Below are 17,027 nucleotides of genomic sequence, written 5' to 3'. Positions count from 1 at the left end.
GTAACCCGGGGGGCTCACGCATGACCATCGTCTCTGCACGCATTTCTCAGCGGCTCGTCGCCGCTCGAAGTCCAGCACTCCAATATCTGCCCGGCGTCGCCTTCCTCATCGACGCCGCCCTCATGACCGCCTCGGTGATGGTCGCGGTGCTCAGCCGCCGGCACCTCCCGGTCTACAACGCCTACACGGACATCAGCCGCAGCGTCGCCCTCGTCGGGCCCGTCCTCGTGATCTGCTGGCTGGCCGTGCTCTGGGCGTTCGGCGCCTACCGGCGCGACGTCTTCGGCGCCGGCGCCGACGAGTTCAAGCGCGTCTTCAACGCGGGGATGTACGCCGCCGGCTTCCTCGGCGTGGGCTGCTACCTCGCGAAGTACTCCTTGTCCCGCGGCTTCTTCGTCCTCGCCTTCCTCGTCGGCATCCCGGCCCTCCTGCTCGGCCGGGTCGCCCTGCGTCGCTTCCTCAAGCACGCGCGCACCCACGGCGTACTGCAGGAGCGGGTGCTGATCGTCGGCGGGCCGCGCCACGTCGACGACGTCGCCGCCGTGCTGCGCCGCGAGCGCTGGCTCGGCTACAGCATCGCCGGGGCAGTCGTGCCGAGCAGCTACAGCCACGCCGAGACACCCGGCGGCGTACCCGTCATCGGACATGCCGACGACCTCGCCGACCTCCCGCAGCTCGCCACCGGCGCGGACGTCCTCTTCGTCACCGGCGGCACCCACCACTCCTCCACCGAGCTGCGCCGGCTCGCCTGGGACCTCGAGCACGACCATGTCCAGCTCGTCGTCGCCCCGAGCGTCACCGACGTCTCCAGCGACCGGGTCCGGGTCCGCCCGGTCGGCGGCCTCCCGCTCATGCACATCGAGCGGCCGCGGTGGGCCAACGCCACGCGCTGGGCGAAGCGGACCTTCGACGTCGTCGGCTCGTCGCTGCTGATCTTCGCGGCCCTTCCGGTGCTCGTGTACGCCGCCGTCTGCATCAAGCTCTACGACCGCGGGCCGATCTTCTTCCGGCAGACCCGCATCGGCCGCGACGGCGCGCAGTTCCAGTGCCTGAAGTTCCGCACGATGGTCGTCAACGCCGAGGCCCTCATCAAGCAGCTCCAGGAGGAGAACGGCCTCAGCGCGCTGCGGTTCAAGCTCAAGGACGACCCGCGGATCACCGGCCCCGGCAAGTGGATGCGCCGGCTCTCGATCGACGAGCTGCCGCAGCTGTTCAACGTCCTGCGCGGCGACATGAGCCTCGTCGGCCCGCGGCCGCAGGTGCAGCAGGAGGTCGACCTGTACGACGACGCCCTGCGCCGCCGCCTCCACGTCCGCCCCGGCATCACCGGCCTGTGGCAGGTCTCCGGCCGCAACGACCTCACCCTCGAGGAGGCCGCCCGGCTCGACCTCTACTACGTCGACAACTGGTCGATGCTCCAGGACCTCGCGATCCTCGGCCGCACCGCCGGCGCGGTGCTCGGGAGTCGCGGGGCGTACTGACCCATCTCGGGAGCCCTGGGTTTCCCCGGCCGGCCGGGGAAACCCAGGGTTGTCGGCTGTTCAGACACCCCACAAGGTCGGATTTTCCCTGACAACCAGACGCGACGAGGCCCGCCCCGGGCGAACCGGGACGGGCCTCGCTGCGGTGACGGAGCCGTGTGACGGGCTCAGGCCTTCTTCGCCGGCGTCGTCCTCGTGGTGCTGGTCTTCTTGGCCGTCGAGGAGGCGGCGGCGGTCTTCTTCGCGGTCGACTTCTTGGCGGTCGACTTCTTGGCCGGCGCCTTCTTGGCGGTCGACTTCTTCGCGGTCGACTTGCTCGCCGGGGCCTTCTTCGCGCTGCTCTTGGTGGCGGGCGCCTTCGGAGCGGGCTTGCCGCGGAGCTTGGCGACGAAGACCTCACCGCGCTTGGCCAGGTCGTCGTAGGTGCCGGTGACGCTGGTGGTCGTCTCGTCGAGCTTGGCCCGCGCCTTGCCCGGGAGCGCCTTGGCGTCGGCCTGCAGCTCGGAGACGGTCTTCTTCGAGGTGCCGGCGAACTCGGCGTACGACGCCTTGGCCTTGCTCTGGAGCGACTTCGGCTCGAAGGAGGTCACGCTCTTCTTGACCTCGGCGTACTTCGCGGTCGCGTCGCCGCGGTAGCTCTCGACCTTCTTCTGTACGCCGGCGGCGTACTCCTTCACGGTCGCGTAGGCCGCGTCGGCGACGCCGGCGCCAGCGTAGAGCGGCTTGACCGGGACGCTCACGTCCTTCGGCAGGTCCACCTTCGGCAGCTCCACCTTCGGAAGCCTCGGGAGCTTCTCGAGTTTGGGCAGCGCCGGCTTCGGGATGTCGAACTTGGGCAGCTTGGGCATTACATCTCTCCTTGGGGGGTGTCAGCGGTCGCGTCGGCGTCGTCGCTGACCCGACTGTTGAGAGCGAGGAACGACTGGTAGACGTCCAGCAACGAGCGCTTCTGTCGCTCGGTCAGGCGGTGGTCGTTGAGAACGGCGAGCTCGACGGAGCCGCCGATGTCGTCGTCGGGGCTGAGGATCCCTGCGCGGACGTAGACCTGCTCCGCGGAGATGCGCAGCGCCTTCGCGATCTGCTGGAGGACCTCGGCCGATGGCTTGCGCAGTCCGCGCTCGATCTGGCTGAGGTAGGGGTTGGACACACCTGCCTGGTCGGCGAGCTGGCGCAGGGACATCTTCGCTGAGATCCGCTGCTCCTTGAGGTACTCACCCAGAGACTCGACGGTCTTGCCGACCTTGCTCTTGACCATGCCTCCATGGTGCTAACTCTTGCTAGCAGATTCAACCCTTCTGCTAGCACCGACCAGATGCTGGACGGCTGGTTGAGCGCTCAATGGCTCTGCTGTCGCTAGCAGCGGGTGCTAGCTATGAGCAATCAGTGGCGGCTGGTGAACCAGACGTACGCCGCGACGAGCAGCCCCCCGATACCGGCCAGGTCCCCCTCGGTGAAGCCGTGGCCGGGGAACACGGTGAACAGCAGAGTGCCCTCCATCGGATGGTTGGCGAGCATCCAGACGCACGAGAGGACCGCCAGCACGAAGGCGCCACGCCGCCCCAGCCGCGGGGCCACTCCGGCCACGAGGACGAGCGCGAAGAGGGCGAGGCCCGCCATCTCAGATCGGCCCGGTCCGAATCAGATCAGCGCGCGGATCTCCCCGACGGGCCGCCCGCCGCCGAGGATCTGGTGCACGCCGGTCGCGCGTACGGCGTCCCCGTCGACGCCCGCACGCTGGTCGACCCCGTCCTTGACGAGCGCCGCGGCCATGACGACCGGTCGCGCCCGGGAGCCGCCGTCGTCGGTCTTCAGCGCGTAGGCGCGCCCGTCGGGGAGCGCGACGGCGTACACCGCCTCCGCGCCGCCCTTCCCGATCGCACCGGGGATCGCGCGCAGCAGAGCGAGCTCGTCGCGGGTGGTGCCGGAGACGTTCTGCGGGAAGCTCCTGATCGCCTCGGCGACCCGCGCGGCCGGGCCGTCGGTGGCGGTCGCGATGGTGGCGAAGGCCCGGGCCAGGCCGAGGAGCGAGGCGGAGAGCAGCGGCGCGCCGCAGCCGTCGACGGCGACCTCGGCCGGCTCGCCGGTGGTCTTGGTGAAGGTGCTGATGATGCCCTGCTGCAGCGGGTGCTGGGGGTCGAGGTAGTCGTCGACGGCCCAGCCGTTGGCCACGCACGTCGCGAGCATGGCGGCGTGCTTGCCGGAGCAGTTCATCGCGAGCCGCGACGGCTTCTCCCCCGCCCGGACCATCGCGGCGCGGGCGTCGTCGTCGAGGGGGTAGCCCTCGACGTTCTGCAGCGCGTCCTCGTCGAGGCCGGCGCCGGTGAGGATCCGGCGTACGCCCTCGAGGTGGAAGTCCTCGCCCGAGTGGGACGCGCAGGCCAGCGCGAGCAGGTCGGGCGGCAGGTCGAGGCCGAGCTCGAGCATCGCGAGCGCCTGGACCGGCTTGTTGGACGAGCGCGGCAGGACCGGCGACTCGACGTCGCCGATCGACCAGTCGACAGAGCCGTCGGGGGCCAGCGCGACGAGCGAGCCGTAGTGGCGCCCCTCGACGAAGCCGGAGCGGACGATCTCGGCGAAGGGCACGGGCGCAGGCATGCGACAAGGGTAGGGGCGATGACCCGTGCGCCCCATGTCGGTCCGGTGTCGGTCCGGACACATCCGCTTCGGTCCGGGCACCCCCGCTGTGCGAAGGTTGCATCCGTGCCCGCACCGCAGTTCAACCCGACGCCCCGCGAGCTCGACGACCTCGAGCTGATCGTCCACGGAGTGCTGCCGGGACCGTTCAACGCACCCGGCTCGCCCGTGACACTGACGCTGCCGCCGGAGGTGGAGGCGAAGGCGGCCGGGGCCGGCGCCGTCGAGCTGGTCGACCCGGAGGGGCTGCCGCTGGCCCGGGTGGCGTGGCCGGGCGGCGAGGTGACGCCGCTGGCGAGCGCGGCGTACGGGCCCTTCCGCCGGCTCTACCTCTCCCCCGCGCAGGTGCGTGAGGCGTACGCCGGCCGCACGTTCGTGCCGGTCACCGACGCGTTGACCTACACCGAGCTGGACGAGATCGCCGAGCTGGGCCCGATCGTCCTGCTCGCGCTCGTCGGCGCGGGCACCCCGGCGCTCTCCCCGGTCGCGCTGCTGCGCGCCAGCCTGCTGGCCACCGGCCACCTCCAGGACGCGGTCGTCGTCGCCGTACCTCTCGCCTCGCACGGCGACGCCACCGTCGACCACGAGCTGGGCGTCGAGGTGACGAAGGCGTACGCCGCCGGCGACCCGGTCCACGCGCTCACCTCGAGGGGCTCGACGGGCTCGACAGGCTCGACAGGCGGCACCGGCGCCGACTACCCCTCCGACATCGAGGAGGTCGTGGCGTTCGACCGGCCGGCGCCCGAGGAACGCGGCCTGGTTCTGTTCTTCACCGGCCTGTCCGGCTCGGGCAAGTCCACGCTGGCCCGGGCGCTCATGGACCGGCTGCTCGAGCAGGGCAGCCGGACGGTCACCTCGCTGGACGGGGACGTCGTACGCCGCAACCTGTCGGCCGGCCTGACGTTCTCGAAGGAGGACCGCGAGACCAACATCCGCCGGATCGGCTGGGTGGCCGCCGAGATCTCGCGCCACGGCGGCATCGCGGTGTGCTCGCCGATCGCGCCGTTCGACGCGACCCGCCAGGACGTGCGGCGCTACGTCGAGGACGCCGGCGGCGCGTTCTTCCTCGTCCACGTCGCCACGCCGCTCGAGGAGTGCGAGCGGCGCGACCGCAAGGGGCTGTACGCCAAGGCGCGGGCCGGCGAGATCCCGGAGTTCACCGGGATCAGCTCGCCGTACGAGGAGCCGCAGGACGCCGACGTACGCGTCGACACCACCGGTCGCACCATCGAGGACGCGCTCGACGACGTGCTCGTCGCGCTCCGGGACGCGGGCTACGTCGACCTCACGGCGGCGCCGGACGTCGAGGGGGTCGAGACCGTCGAGGCCGTCGGGACGCCCGCGGAGGTGGGGGCGAAGCCGCTCAAGGTGCTCTTCGTGTGCACGGCGAACATCTGCCGGAGCGCGTACGCCGAGCTGGTGGCGCGCAGCGTCGTCACCGACGGCACTCTGGAGTTCGCGAGCGCGGGCACGCACGGCTGGGACGCGCACCCGCTGGACGTGGAGATGGCGAAGGTGCTGCCCGACGGCGTGGACCCGGCGCCGTTCCGCAGCCGGCCGTTGACGACCGCGATCCTCGACGACGCCGACCTCGTGCTGACGATGGAGGTCGCACAGCGGACCTACATCCTCGACGACCACCCGGCGATGTTCCGCAAGGTCTTCACCCTCGGCCAGGCGGCCGAGGCGCTGCAGCGGCTGGCTGGGCCCGCGGGGTCGGCGGGGTCGCGCGAGGAGCTGCTCGCGCGGCTGGCATCGGCGCGGGGCGCTGCCGACCCGGCCCTCGACGTACGCGACCCCTACCGGCGCGGTCCGGAGGCGGCCGCAGCGGCCGCGGAGCGGATCGCCGAGCTGCTCCGGATTGTCCTCGGCGCCCTGGCACCCCGTTAGACTCGCGAAGGTCCTAAGTCGACCGAACAAGTAAAGACAACACGGAAGAGTGACAGGGTGCACGATCTCTTCACCATCGACGCGCTGGACGTCCTGCTCGTCAGCTTCTTCATCGGCATCGTCGTCGGTCTGACGGGGATGGGGGGAGGAGCGCTGATGACGCCGGCGCTGATCCTGCTCGGCATCAACCCCACCACGGCGGTGGCCAACGACCTGGTCGCCGCGTCGGTCAACAAGTCGGTCGGCGCGGCGACGCACTGGCGGCACGGCTCGCCCAACCTGCGCCTCGCGGCCTACCTCATCCTCGGGTCGGTGCCCTGCGCGTTCCTCGGCACCTTCATCACGAGGTGGGCCGGGAGCGGCGACGAGGAGGACCTGCTCAAGACGATCCTGGGCTATGCGCTGCTGTTCGCGGCGGCGTCGTACGCCTTCCGGATGTATCTCCAGCTCCGGCTCGTCACCAGCGGCAACACCGCCCCCGAGGGCGAGCCGAAGCTGCGGCCGGTCCTCACCGTGGCCATCGGCGCCGTCGGCGGCCTGCTCGTCGGCATCACGTCCGTCGGCTCCGGCTCGGTCATCATGATCGCGCTGCTGCTCGTCTACCCGACCCTGTCGGCCGTCAAGCTGGTCGGCACCGACCTCGTCCAGGCCGTCCCGCTGGTGCTCTCCGCCGCGGTCGGGCAGGTGCTCAACCACGGTGTCGAGTGGGCGGTGCTCATCCCGCTCGTCATCGGCGGCTCACCGGGCACCTTCATCGGCTCCAAGGTCGCGCGCTGGGTCTCGCAGTCGGTCATCCGCCGCGGCATCGTCATCGTGCTCACCATGTCGGGCGCCAAGATGCTCGGCGCCTCCTCCAACGCGCTCCTCATCATCGCGGGCGGCATGCTCCTCCTCGGCCCGCTCGCCTGGGGCTTCATCCGCCAGACCCGCGGCATCCCGGCCTTCGACAACAACCTCGCCGCCTGGCGGCTGCCGGAGAAGACCCGCGACTGACCGAATGCCGGCATCAGTGGGCCCTCAGACGTGCCTGACACGTCTGAGGGCCCACTGATCGGCGCTCAGGCCCCCAGGTAGCGGCGCAGGGCGACGAGCTGGTCCTCGGGCTCGAAGCCGGCGGCGCGGAGCTTGTCGAGCGAGAGGACCGAGCTGGGCGGGCGCGGGGCCATGGCCTTGCCGGCGGCGTACGCCTCGGTGGTGGTCGGGGTCACGTCGTCGCGGGAGCGCCCGGAGAGCTCGAAGACCTCGGCGGCGACGGCGTGCCAGGAGAGCGGGTCGCCGGCGTTGGTCACGTTGTAGGTGCCGTACGCCGCCCGCGACTCGAGCAGGTGACGGGTGGCGGCGGCCAGGGTGTCGGCGAAGGTGAGCCGGCCGACCTGGTCGGCGACGACGCTCGGGGAGACGCCCTTGTCGGCGAGCCCGGCCATGGTGCGGACGAAGTTCCTGCCGTCGCCGACGACCCAGGAGGTGCGCAGGACGTAGTGGCGCGGGGCGGTCGAGGCGGCGAGGTCGCCGGCCGCCTTGGTCTGCCCGTAGACACCGAGCGGGGAGAGCCCTTCGTCCTCGTCGTGCTCGGCGGCGGTCCCGTCGAAGACGTACTCCGAGGAGTAGTGCACGAGCGTCAGCCGGTGCTCCCGGGCGACGGTCGCCAGCCGAGCGACCGCGGCCGCGTTGGCCGCCCACGCCTCCCGGCGCCCCTCGGGCGACTCGGCCGCGTCGACGGCGGTGTAGGCGGCGGCGTTGAGCACGACGGCGTACTCCTCCCACGGCCAGGCCTCGACCGCCTCGGCGGAGGTCACGTCGAGCTCGGAGCGGCCGACCACGTCGGCGCCGGGGTAGGCGGCTGCGAGGGCGCGGCCGACCTGTCCGCCGCCGCCCAGGACCAGCGTCCTCTTCGGCGCCATCGGCGCCACGTCGGCGAGGGCGGGGTTGGCGCGGTCCTTGTCGGAGATCTCGGCGGCGTCGAGGGGGATCGGCCACGGGATCGCCGCCTTCTCGTCGGCGAGACTGAGTGCCGGGTAGGCGACACCGGGCCGCCAGTGGTCGTTGACCAGGTAGGAGTAGACGGTGCCGTCCTCGAGCGCCTGGTAGGAGTTGCCGACCCCGCGCGGCACGAAGACGGCGACGTCGGGGCCGACCTCGGTCCAGTACGTCGTGCCGAAGGACTCCCCCTCGCGCAGGTCGACCCACGCGCCGAAGACCCGCCCGGAGGCGACCGAGACGTACTTGTCCCACGGCTCGGCGTGGATCCCGCGGGTCGCGCCGCGGGAGGCGTTGTAGGACATGTTGTTCTGCACCGGGCCGAAGTCGGGCAGCCCGAGGGCAGTCATCTTCGCGCGCTGCCAGTTCTCCTTGAACCAGCCGCGGGCGTCGCCGTGCAGGGGCAGGCGTACGACGAGCAGCCCCGGGATCGTGGTCTCCTCGACGGCGAGGGTCTCGACGGGCTCGACCACCAGCGCTACATCCCCCGGGCGGCGTACGCCGCCTCGGTCGCGGCCTTGGCGGGCCGCCACCAGTCGGCGTGGTCGGCGTACCACCGGATCGTGTCGGCCAGACCGGACTCGAAGTGCTCGAAGCGCGGCGTCCAGCCGAGCTCGGCGCGCAGCTTGCCGGACTCGATGGCGTAGCGCCGGTCGTGGCCGGCCCGGTCGGTGACGAACTCGATGTCGTCCTCGTCGCGGCCGAAGTGCCGCAGGATCGCGCGTACGACCTCGAGGTTGGAGCGCTCGCCGTCGGCGCCGATCAGGTAGGTCTGCCCGATCCGGCCCTTCTCGAGGATCGTCCACACGGCCGAGGAGTGGTCTTCGGTGTGGATCCAGTCGCGCACGTTGAGCCCGTCGCCGTAGACCCGCGGCCGGCGGCCCTCGATCACCTCGGTGATCTGGCGCGGGATGAACTTCTCGACGTGCTGCCACGGCCCGTAGTTGTTGGAGCAGTTCGAGATCGTCGCCCGGACGCCGAAGGACCGCACCCAGGCGCGGACGAGGTGGTCGGAGCCGGCCTTGGAGGCGCTGTAGGGCGAGGACGGGTTGTAGGGCGTCTCCTCGGTGAACCGCTTCGGGTCGTCGAGGTCGAGGTCGCCGTAGACCTCGTCGGTGGAGACGTGGTGGAAGCGCACACCCGTACGCCGCGCGGCCTCCAGCAGCACGAACGTGCCGACGATGTTGGTCTGCACGAACGGCGCCGGGTCCGAGAGCGAGTTGTCGTTGTGGGACTCCGCGGCGTAGTGCACGACCGCGTCGGTGTCGGGGTCCAGCCGGTCCACGAGCGGGTCGACGACCGACGCGTCGGCGATGTCGCCGACGACCAGCTCCACGCGGGACTCGGGCAGGGCCGCCAGGGACTCCCGGGTCGCGGCGTAGGTCAGCTTGTCGAGCACCGTCACGTGCGCGTCGGTGTGCGCGACCACGTGGTGCACGAAGTTGCTGCCGATGAAGCCGGCGCCGCCGGTGACGAGGATGCGTTTCACCCGTTCATCCTATGAAGACGCGGCGTCTTCCGTAGGCTTTACGCATCATGAAGGGCATCATCCTCGCCGGTGGCACCGGCTCGCGGCTCCACCCGATCACGCTCGCGGTCAGCAAGCAGCTGATGCCGGTCTACGACAAGCCGATGATCTACTACCCGCTCAGCACGCTGATGCTGGCCGGGATCCGCGACATCCTCGTGATCACCACGCCCCACGACGCGGCCGGCTTCCACCGGCTGCTGGGCGACGGGTCGCAGCTCGGCGTCCAGCTCACCTACGCCGTCCAGCCCTCCCCCGACGGGCTGGCCCAGGCGTTCACCATCGCCGCCGACACCGGCTTCCTCGCCGACGACGGCGACGAGCGGGTGGGGCTGATCCTCGGCGACAACATCTTCTACGGCACCAGCCTCGGCACCCAGCTGCGCCGCTTCCGCGACCTCGACGGCGCCGCGGTCTTCGGCTACCGGGTGGCCGACCCGACGGCGTACGGCGTCGTGGAGTTCGACGAGGACAACGTCGCCGTCTCGCTCGAGGAGAAGCCGGAGAAGCCCCGGAGCCCGTACGCCGTCCCGGGGCTCTACTTCTACGACGGCTCGGTCGTCGGGCTGGCGCGCACGCTCACCCCGTCCGCGCGGGGCGAGCTGGAGATCACCGACCTGAACCGGCTCTACCTCGAGGCGGGCAGGCTGCACGTCGAGGTCCTGCCGCGCGGCTCCGCCTGGCTCGACACCGGGACGTTCAGCGACCTCAACGACGCCTCCGACTACGTCCGCGCGATCGAGAACCGCCAGGGCTTCAAGATCGGCGCTCCCGAGGAGGTCGCCTGGCGGATGGGCTGGCTCACCGACGACCAGCTCGCCGAGCTCGCCCAGCCGCTGCTCAAGAGCGGCTACGGCCGCTATCTGCTGGACCTGCTGCGGTAGTCGAGTCGTCCCAGGTTTCCCCGGCCGGCCGGGGAAACCTGACCTTGTGGGCCGTACAGACACCCCACAAGGTCAGAATTCCCCTGACAACCTCCGGCACTCAGGCGCGCTGGTAGTCGTCCTCCAGCCGGACGATGTCGTCCTCGCCGGTGTAGGAGCCGCGCTGGACCTCGATGATGACGAGCTTCTCGTCCTCGTTGTTGCCGATCCGGTGGGCCTGGCCGATCGCGATGTCGACGCACTCGCCGGGGCCGGCGACGACCGTCTCACCGTCGACGACGCAGGTCGCCTTGCCGGTGACGACGACCCAGTGCTCGGCGCGGTACTGATGGGTCTGGTACGACAGCCGCGAGTGCGGCAGCACCTCGATCCGCTTCACCTTGAAGCCGTCGCCCTCGTCGAGGATGTGCCAGGACCCCCACGGACGGTTGTCGGACTCACCGATCATGTCATCGCCTTCCTGTCGGCGGTTTCAGCGTAGGCGCGACGATGCACCCGAGTGTGCGGTTTGCAGACGTTGGGCTCAGGGCCGGCCGAGCGCGCGGTAGGTCCACCCGGCGGCCCGCCAGACGACCGGGTCGAGCGCGTTGCGGCCGTCGACGATCACCGGGGCAGCGACGTGCTGGCGCAGCTCCTCGGGGTCGAGCGCGAGGTACTCCGGCCACTCGGTGAGCAGCAGCACCGCCTCGGCGCCGGCCACGGCGTCCTCGACACCGTCGACGAAGACCAGGTCGGGCCACTTCTTCTTGGCGTTGTCGATGGCCTTCGGGTCGGTGACGGTCACGTGGGCGCCCTGCAGCTGCATCTGGGCGGCGACCGAGAGCGCCGGGCTGTCGCGGATGTCGTCGCTGTCGGGCTTGAATGCCGCCCCGAGCACGGCGATGGTGCGGCCGACGATCGAGCCGCCGCACACCTCGCGGGCCAGGTCGACCATCCGGACCCGGCGGCGCATGTTGACCGAGTCGACCTCGCGCAGGAACGTCAGGGCGTCGGCGACGCCGAGCTCGCCGGCGCGGGCCATGAAGGCGCGGATGTCCTTGGGCAGGCAGCCGCCGCCGAAGCCGAGGCCGGCGTTGAGGAACTTCCGGCCGATGCGGGCGTCGTGGCCGATCGAGTCGGCGAGCAGCGTGACGTCGGCGCCGGTGGCCTCGCAGAGCTCGGCCATCGCGTTGATGAAGGAGATCTTGGTGGCGAGGAAGGAGTTGGCGGCGACCTTCACCAGCTGGGCGGTGGCCAGGTCCGCCTCGATCTTCGGCGTACCGGTGGAGAGCGCCTTGGCGTAGACCTCGTCGAGCACCGCCATCGCGGCCCGGCCCTGCTCCGTGGGCTCCGCGCCGTAGACGAAGCGGTCGGGCGTGAGCGTGTCCTTGACCGCGAAGCCCTCGCGGAGGAACTCGGGGTTCCAGATCAGCTCGGCGCCCGACTGGGCCTCGTGGACCCGCTCCTGCAGCTCCTCGGCCGTGCCGACCGGGACGGTCGACTTGCCGACGACGACGTCGCCCGGCTTGAGCGAGGGCAGCAGGCTGCCGACCGCCGAGCGGACATAGCTCAGGTCGGCGGCGTTCTCGTGCTTCTTCTGCGGCGTACCGACGCAGATGAAGTGGACGGTCGCGTCGGCTGCGGCCGACGCGTCGGTCGTGAAGTGGAGCCGACCGGAGGACAGCGCCTCCTTCAGGAGCTCGGGCAGCCCGGGCTCGTGGAACGGCGGACGACCCGCCTCGAGCATCGCGATGTGCTCCTCGAGCACGTCGATCCCGACGACCTCGTGACCCAGCTTCGCCATGCAGGCGGCATGGACGGCCCCGAGATAGCCACAGCCGAAGACAGAGATACGCACGACGCGAGTCTACGGACGCCTCGACGGCTGCGCTGCAGATCGCGGCAGCCGATCGATGTGATGTTCACCCACTGTTCCAGCCGCCGACGTACGGCGCGGCCGCCTCTCCGCCGCGCTCATGCGGCCTCCGCCCCGGCGGGCTGGACCGCGCCGACGAACCGGCCGATCGTCCTGTCGAACAGCTGCTTCCACCACGCCATCCGTGGACCGGTCTCGACGGCCCAGTGGAGCAGCCAGGCCAGGCTCAGCAGGACCGCGATGAGCACGGGATAGACCAGCCACTTGTTCTGGTCGGTCGCGAAGTGGTTGAGCATCATGTAGCCGAAGTGCGCGTGCAGCAGATAGATGGGGAAGGTCAGCGCCCCGATCGACCGCGCGTGCGGGAGCTGGAGCGCGGCGACCCACGGGATGCACATCGAGGCGACGGCCATGAAGAAGACGGTCATGATCACGCCCACGACGTCGGCGTTGAGCGCCGTGCCCTTGTGCGCGAGGAACTGGTCGGCCTCGTCCATCGCGAACCGCACGCTCATCACGTACGCCCCGAGCAGCGGCACGACCGTCCACCACCGCGGACCGTGGTCGCGGATGTGGGCGATCAGCGCCCCCGCGGCGAACAGCAGGTAGTAGCCGCCGGCGTACGGGATCGTCGTCGAGTGGTGGAACGAGACGACGGAGATGGCGACCATCACCACGGTCCACGCCGGGATGAAGCGGTCGAGCCAGCGGCCCTTGCCGAAGAAGAGGAAGAGGAAGACCAGGAAGTAGAACTTCAGCTCGTACGCCAGCGTCCAGTACACGCCGTCGACGGGAGCGACGCGGAGGTCGCCGGGGATCATCGTGGCGTTCACGAGAATCTGGGGGACGGTCACCGACATCTGGTCGTTGGCGAAGAACATCGCCACCACCGAGGTGAACAGCAGCGCCACCCAGAACGACGGGTAGAGACGGACCGCGCGCCCGACCGCGAACTGGCGGGCGGTCTTGCCGTGCGACGACTTGGTGATCACGAAGCCGCTGATCAGGAAGAACAGCGAGACCCCCATGTAGCCGTACTTCGCCCAGGGGATCGCCCAGTCGTTGGCACTCAGGCTGGTCACCTTGCCGCCGGCGATGCCGTTGACGAGGTAGTGCATCAGCACCACCATCGCGGCCGCGACGAAGCGCAGATAGTCGAGGAGTTCGAAGCGGCCGACCCTGGTCTGGGGCGGCGAAACGGTCAGCTCTGCCACAGGACGTCTCCCGAGAACGTGGTTGCGGTCCCGAGCAACCTACCGGTCTAGACCGTGACGTCCAGTGATGCGGACCACACCGCGGCGTTCGGGCTCAGCCCGAGCGAGGACCTGCGACGGGCTTCGACCCCTTCCGGCGTACGGCGGGCTGCGCCGGCGTCTCCCCGGGCCGGACCGGCGAAGCGGGCTCGGCGGGCTCCTCGGCGACCTCGACCAGAGGGGGTACGCCGCGTCCGGCCGTCGGGTCGGCGGAGCGCCGCTTGAGCGTGCGGCCGACGGTGAGCGCGACCACCAGGCCGACGGCGCACCACAGCGCGAGGCTGAGCACCACCAGCAGCACCACTTCAGCCGTTCGCACGCCGACCACCCGCTACCCAGGGGCGCCGACACCTGCCGGACGCCGTTGTCAGAGACTGTGTCCACCCGGGGCGGCAGTTCGCCTGGGGTTCAGGCAGGACATTACGATGGCGGCTGCCCATAAGACGAGAGGTTCCTTGGTTCTGTTATGACCGAAACCCACGCCGACTACCGGCTGAGTCAGCTCGATCAGCTGGAAGCGGAGTCGATCCACATCTTCCGTGAGGTCGCCGCCGAGTTCGAGAAGCCCGTCCTGATGTTCTCCGGCGGCAAGGACAGCATCGTGATGATGCGCCTCGCGGAGAAGGCCTTCTACCCCGCGAAGATCCCGTTCCCGGTCTTGCAGGTCGACACCGGCTACGACTTCCCCGAGGTCCTCCAGACCCGTGACAACTGGGTCAGCCGTCTGGGCGTGAAGCTGATCGTCGCCTCCGTCGAGGAGGCCATCGAGAACGGCGTCGTCGTCGACGACGGCCGGACGTCCCGCAACCGTCTCCAGATCGGCACCCTGCTCAACGCCATCGAGGAGAACGGCTTCACCGCCGCCTTCGGCGGTGGCCGCCGCGACGAGGAGAAGGCCCGCGCCAAGGAGCGCGTCTACTCCCACCGCGACGAGTTCGGCCAGTGGGACCCGAAGAACCAGCGCCCCGAGCTGTGGAGCCTCTACAACGGCCGCCTCCACGAGGGCGAGCACATGCGCATCTTCCCGATCTCCAACTGGACCGAGCTGGACATCTGGGAGTACATCGCCCGCGAGCAGATCGAGATCCCCTCGATCTACTTCTCCCACCAGCGCCGGGTGTTCGAGCGCGACGGCATGCTGCTGAGCGAGACGCCGTACAACCCCCTCCGCGAGGGCGAGTCCGTCTCCGAGCGCACCGTGCGCTTCCGTACGGTCGGCGACATGACGCTGACCGGCTGCGTCGAGTCCACGGCCAGCACGTTCCCCGAGATCATCGAGGAGGTCGCCGTGGCCCGCGTCACCGAGCGCGGCGCGACCCGCGGTGACGACAAGTTCTCCGAGGCCGCCATGGAGGACCGGAAGAAGGAAGGCTACTTCTGATGGCTTCACAGGACGCCGGTACGCCGGCCATGCCCCAGATGGACCTGCTCCGGTTCGCGACCGCCGGCTCGGTCGACGACGGCAAGTCGACGCTCATCGGCCGACTGCTCCTCGACTCGAAGTCGATCTTCGAGGACCAGCTGCAGGCCGTCGAGCTGACCAGCCAGAACAAGGGCTACGACTACACCGACCTCGCGCTGCTCACCGACGGCCTCCGCTCGGAGCGCGAGCAGGGCATCACGATCGACGTGGCGTACCGCTACTTCGCGACGCCGAGCCGCAAGTTCATCATCGCGGACACCCCCGGCCACGTTCAGTACACCCGCAACATGGTCACCGGCGCCTCGACCGCCGACCTCGGCCTGGTGCTCGTCGACGCCCGCAACGGCCTCTCGGAGCAGTCCCGGCGGCACGCGGTGATCCTGTCGCTGCTGCGGGTGCCGCACCTCGTGCTGGCGATCAACAAGATGGATCTCGTGGACTTCAAGCAGGAGGTCTACGACAAGATCCACGCCGAGTTCACCCAGTTCGCGACCAAGCTCAACATCCCGGACCTCGAGGTCATCCCGATCTCCGCGCTCCAGGGCGACAACGTCGTGACCCGCTCGGAGAACATGCCGTGGTACTCCGGCCCGACGCTCATGCACCACCTCGAGCACGTCCACGTCGCCTCCGACCGCGACCTGATCGACGCCCGCATGCCCGTCCAGTACGTCATCCGGCCGAAGTCGGACGAGCACCACGACTACCGCGGGTACGCCGGCCAGGTCGCCGGTGGCGTCTTCAAGCCGGGCGACGAGGTCGTCGTGCTCCCGTCCGGGATGACCTCCAAGATCGCCGGGATCGACCTGTTCGACCAGGAGATCACCGAGGCGTTCCCGCCGATGTCGGTGACCGTGCGGCTCGAGGACGACGTCGACGTCTCCCGCGGCGACATGATCGCCCGGATCAAGAACGCGCCGACGCCGAGCCAGGACATCGACGCGATGGTCTGCTGGATGACCAACCAGCCGCTGCGCCCGCGCCAGAAGCTGGCCATCAAGCACACCACCCGCTCCGCCCGCGCGCTGGTGAAGGACATCCAGTACCGCCTGGACGTCAACACCCTCCACCGCGACCAGGAGACCAAGGAGCTCGGCCTCAACGAGATCGGCCGCGTCCAGCTGCGCACCACCGTGCCGCTGCTGTGCGACCCGTACTCCAAGAACCGCACCACCGGCTCCTTCATCCTCATCGACGAGGCCACAGGCGTCACCGTCGGTGCGGGCATGATCAACGGCTGAGCCGGATCGCCTGCTCGACGACCTTCGCGATCTGCCGGTAGCCCTGGTCGGAGGGGTGGAAGGAGTCGACGGTCCGGCCGTTCGGCAGGGTGCCGGCGTGGTTGCGGTTGCCGTGGACGGCGTACAGCTGGCTCAGCGCGTGGAACTTCCCGCCGGCGGCCTCGCAGGCGTCCGCGATCGCATCGTCGTACTCCCGCGTGCGTGAGGGGTCGCCCCACGTGCCCAGGCACAGCAGCTGTGCCTCGGGCGCGTGGGCGTGGATCCAGCGCAGGAGTCGGCGGTACTGGCGGGCGGCGGCTGACGTGCCCGTGCCGACGTTGTTGGTGCCGAGCTCGACGACGGCGAGGTCGACGCCGCGGACCGCCTCGTCGATCCCGTCCTTGGCGCGCAGCTGGAGGAACGTCTCGCCGATCGTGCGCCCCGAGGCGTGGACGTCGGTGACCGTCGGCGTCTCGCCGTGCCCGCGCAGCCATCCGACGGTGAGCGCGAGATAGTCCTTCGTGTCCTCGTCGGTCGCGCCGTAGCCCTGCGTCAGCGAGTCGCCGACCACGAGCAGCGCCGGCGTCCGGGTGCGGAGCACGACCTGGGCCGCGCGCTGCTGTCGGCGCAGCTGCGCCTCCTCGTCCTGGTGCTGCTGGTCCAGCGAGCGACCGGCGGCCGTCGCCGGGCCGGGGAAGCGGGCCTGGTGCGGCCAGACGTAGTCGGCGTACGCGAAGATCGCGACCAGCGCGACGGCGCAGCCGATCCCCACGGCGTACCTGACCTGTCGGGAACGGCGCTCGCTCAGCACGGGCCGCAGGCTAGGGCGCCCGCGCACCTTCGTCAGGTGGAGCGGCCGACCGGTCCAGACCGGTGGCCCAC

Annotated in this window: 17 protein-coding genes; 6 read left to right on the top strand and 11 right to left on the bottom strand. The window is 70.3% G+C overall.

What is annotated here, in order from left to right; genetic code table 11:
* Positions 1 to 20: 20 nt before the first annotated feature.
* Positions 21 to 1,481 (top strand): sugar transferase, encoded by a 1,461-nt coding sequence (locus tag ABLE53_RS09200; RefSeq protein WP_348858534.1) that lies wholly within the window; start codon positions 21 to 23, stop codon positions 1,479 to 1,481.
* Between the two features lie 167 nt (positions 1,482 to 1,648).
* Here ABLE53_RS09200 and ABLE53_RS09195 read toward each other — a convergent pair whose 3' ends face one another.
* The 4 genes from ABLE53_RS09195 to ABLE53_RS09180 form a co-directional block, all read right to left on the bottom strand.
* Positions 1,649 to 2,329, bottom strand: coding sequence for a hypothetical protein (locus ABLE53_RS09195; RefSeq protein WP_348858533.1), 681 nt, complete (start codon positions 2,327 to 2,329; stop codon positions 1,649 to 1,651).
* On the bottom strand, positions 2,329 to 2,736 hold the full coding sequence (locus ABLE53_RS09190) for a helix-turn-helix domain-containing protein (protein ID WP_348858532.1): 408 nt from the start codon (positions 2,734 to 2,736) through the stop codon (positions 2,329 to 2,331). The genes ABLE53_RS09195 and ABLE53_RS09190 overlap by 1 nt, the downstream gene beginning before the upstream one ends.
* A 125-nt stretch (positions 2,737 to 2,861) precedes the next feature.
* A complete protein-coding gene (locus tag ABLE53_RS09185) occupies positions 2,862 to 3,098 on the bottom strand; it encodes a hypothetical protein (protein WP_348858530.1) in 237 nt (78 codons plus the stop codon).
* Positions 3,099 to 3,119: 21 nt separating this feature from the next.
* Complete coding sequence (locus ABLE53_RS09180; protein ID WP_348858529.1) at positions 3,120 to 4,076, bottom strand: asparaginase; 957 nt, start codon at positions 4,074 to 4,076, stop codon at positions 3,120 to 3,122.
* A gap of 105 nt (positions 4,077 to 4,181) precedes the next feature.
* Between ABLE53_RS09180 and cysC the strand changes: the two genes are divergently transcribed.
* Both cysC and ABLE53_RS09170 read left to right on the top strand, forming a co-directional pair.
* Positions 4,182 to 6,005: an adenylyl-sulfate kinase gene (gene cysC, locus ABLE53_RS09175; RefSeq protein ID WP_348858528.1), complete on the top strand. Its 1,824-nt coding sequence runs from the start codon at positions 4,182 to 4,184 to the stop codon at positions 6,003 to 6,005.
* A 57-nt stretch (positions 6,006 to 6,062) separates the two neighbouring features.
* Positions 6,063 to 6,998, top strand: a complete 936-nt coding sequence (locus ABLE53_RS09170; protein WP_348858527.1) for a sulfite exporter TauE/SafE family protein — start codon at positions 6,063 to 6,065, stop codon at positions 6,996 to 6,998.
* A 65-nt stretch (positions 6,999 to 7,063) separates the two neighbouring features.
* Here ABLE53_RS09170 and ABLE53_RS09165 read toward each other — a convergent pair whose 3' ends face one another.
* Both ABLE53_RS09165 and rfbB read right to left on the bottom strand, forming a co-directional pair.
* Positions 7,064 to 8,455, bottom strand: a complete 1,392-nt coding sequence (locus ABLE53_RS09165; RefSeq protein WP_348858526.1) for a sugar nucleotide-binding protein — start codon at positions 8,453 to 8,455, stop codon at positions 7,064 to 7,066.
* A 5-nt stretch (positions 8,456 to 8,460) separates the two neighbouring features.
* A complete protein-coding gene (gene rfbB / locus ABLE53_RS09160) occupies positions 8,461 to 9,471 on the bottom strand; it encodes a dTDP-glucose 4,6-dehydratase (protein ID WP_348858524.1) in 1,011 nt (336 codons plus the stop codon).
* A 47-nt stretch (positions 9,472 to 9,518) separates the two neighbouring features.
* Here rfbB and rfbA point away from each other — a divergent pair, with 47 nt between their 5' ends.
* A complete protein-coding gene (gene rfbA, locus ABLE53_RS09155; RefSeq protein ID WP_348858523.1) occupies positions 9,519 to 10,394 on the top strand; it encodes a glucose-1-phosphate thymidylyltransferase RfbA in 876 nt (291 codons plus the stop codon).
* 100 nt (positions 10,395 to 10,494) lie between these two features.
* On the opposite strand, the gene ABLE53_RS09150 is transcribed toward rfbA, so the two are convergent.
* The 4 genes from ABLE53_RS09150 to ABLE53_RS09135 form a co-directional block, all read right to left on the bottom strand.
* Entirely contained in the window at positions 10,495 to 10,842 is a 348-nt protein-coding gene (locus ABLE53_RS09150) for a phosphomannose isomerase type II C-terminal cupin domain (RefSeq protein WP_348858522.1), read from the bottom strand.
* Positions 10,843 to 10,917: 75 nt separating this feature from the next.
* Entirely contained in the window at positions 10,918 to 12,231 is a 1,314-nt protein-coding gene (locus ABLE53_RS09145; protein ID WP_348858521.1) for a UDP-glucose dehydrogenase family protein, read from the bottom strand.
* A 116-nt stretch (positions 12,232 to 12,347) separates the two neighbouring features.
* Positions 12,348 to 13,463, bottom strand: coding sequence for an acyltransferase family protein (locus ABLE53_RS09140; RefSeq protein WP_348858519.1), 1,116 nt, complete (start codon positions 13,461 to 13,463; stop codon positions 12,348 to 12,350).
* Between the two features lie 94 nt (positions 13,464 to 13,557).
* On the bottom strand, positions 13,558 to 13,821 hold the full coding sequence (locus ABLE53_RS09135; protein ID WP_348858517.1) for a hypothetical protein: 264 nt from the start codon (positions 13,819 to 13,821) through the stop codon (positions 13,558 to 13,560).
* A gap of 147 nt (positions 13,822 to 13,968) precedes the next feature.
* On the opposite strand from ABLE53_RS09135, the gene cysD reads away from it, so the two are divergent.
* Together cysD and ABLE53_RS09125 are read left to right on the top strand one after the other, a co-directional pair.
* Complete coding sequence (gene cysD, locus ABLE53_RS09130) at positions 13,969 to 14,883, top strand: sulfate adenylyltransferase subunit CysD (protein WP_348858516.1); 915 nt, start codon at positions 13,969 to 13,971, stop codon at positions 14,881 to 14,883.
* Entirely contained in the window at positions 14,883 to 16,166 is a 1,284-nt protein-coding gene (locus tag ABLE53_RS09125) for a sulfate adenylyltransferase subunit 1 (protein ID WP_348858515.1), read from the top strand. Before cysD ends, ABLE53_RS09125 begins: the two co-directional genes overlap by 1 nt.
* Here ABLE53_RS09125 and ABLE53_RS09120 read toward each other — a convergent pair.
* Positions 16,156 to 16,956: an SGNH/GDSL hydrolase family protein gene (locus ABLE53_RS09120; RefSeq protein WP_348858514.1), complete on the bottom strand. Its 801-nt coding sequence runs from the start codon at positions 16,954 to 16,956 to the stop codon at positions 16,156 to 16,158. The two genes, ABLE53_RS09125 and ABLE53_RS09120, sit on opposite strands and share 11 nt — an antisense overlap.
* Positions 16,957 to 17,027: the final 71 nt, after the last annotated feature.

Origin of the sequence: Nocardioides asiaticus, assembly GCF_040049175.1 — a bacterium.
Taxonomy (GTDB): Bacteria; Actinomycetota; Actinomycetes; order Propionibacteriales; family Nocardioidaceae; genus Nocardioides; species Nocardioides cheoyonin.
The sequence above is the reverse complement of the archived record's forward strand: the minus strand, read 5'-3'. Positions and strand labels throughout refer to the sequence as shown.

Coding starts and splice junctions, on each gene's coding strand:
- ABLE53_RS09200 (WP_348858534.1), top strand. CDS start 21: ATGACCATCGTCTCTGCACGCATTTCTCAGCGGCTCGTCGCCGCTCGA.
- ABLE53_RS09195 (WP_348858533.1), bottom strand. CDS start 2,329: ATGCCCAAGCTGCCCAAGTTCGACATCCCGAAGCCGGCGCTGCCCAAA.
- ABLE53_RS09190 (WP_348858532.1), bottom strand. CDS start 2,736: ATGGTCAAGAGCAAGGTCGGCAAGACCGTCGAGTCTCTGGGTGAGTAC.
- ABLE53_RS09185 (WP_348858530.1), bottom strand. CDS start 3,098: ATGGCGGGCCTCGCCCTCTTCGCGCTCGTCCTCGTGGCCGGAGTGGCC.
- ABLE53_RS09180 (WP_348858529.1), bottom strand. CDS start 4,076: ATGCCTGCGCCCGTGCCCTTCGCCGAGATCGTCCGCTCCGGCTTCGTC.
- rfbA (WP_348858523.1), top strand. CDS start 9,519: ATGAAGGGCATCATCCTCGCCGGTGGCACCGGCTCGCGGCTCCACCCG.
- ABLE53_RS09150 (WP_348858522.1), bottom strand. CDS start 10,842: ATGATCGGTGAGTCCGACAACCGTCCGTGGGGGTCCTGGCACATCCTC.
- cysD (WP_348858516.1), top strand. CDS start 13,969: ATGACCGAAACCCACGCCGACTACCGGCTGAGTCAGCTCGATCAGCTG.
- ABLE53_RS09125 (WP_348858515.1), top strand. CDS start 14,883: ATGGCTTCACAGGACGCCGGTACGCCGGCCATGCCCCAGATGGACCTG.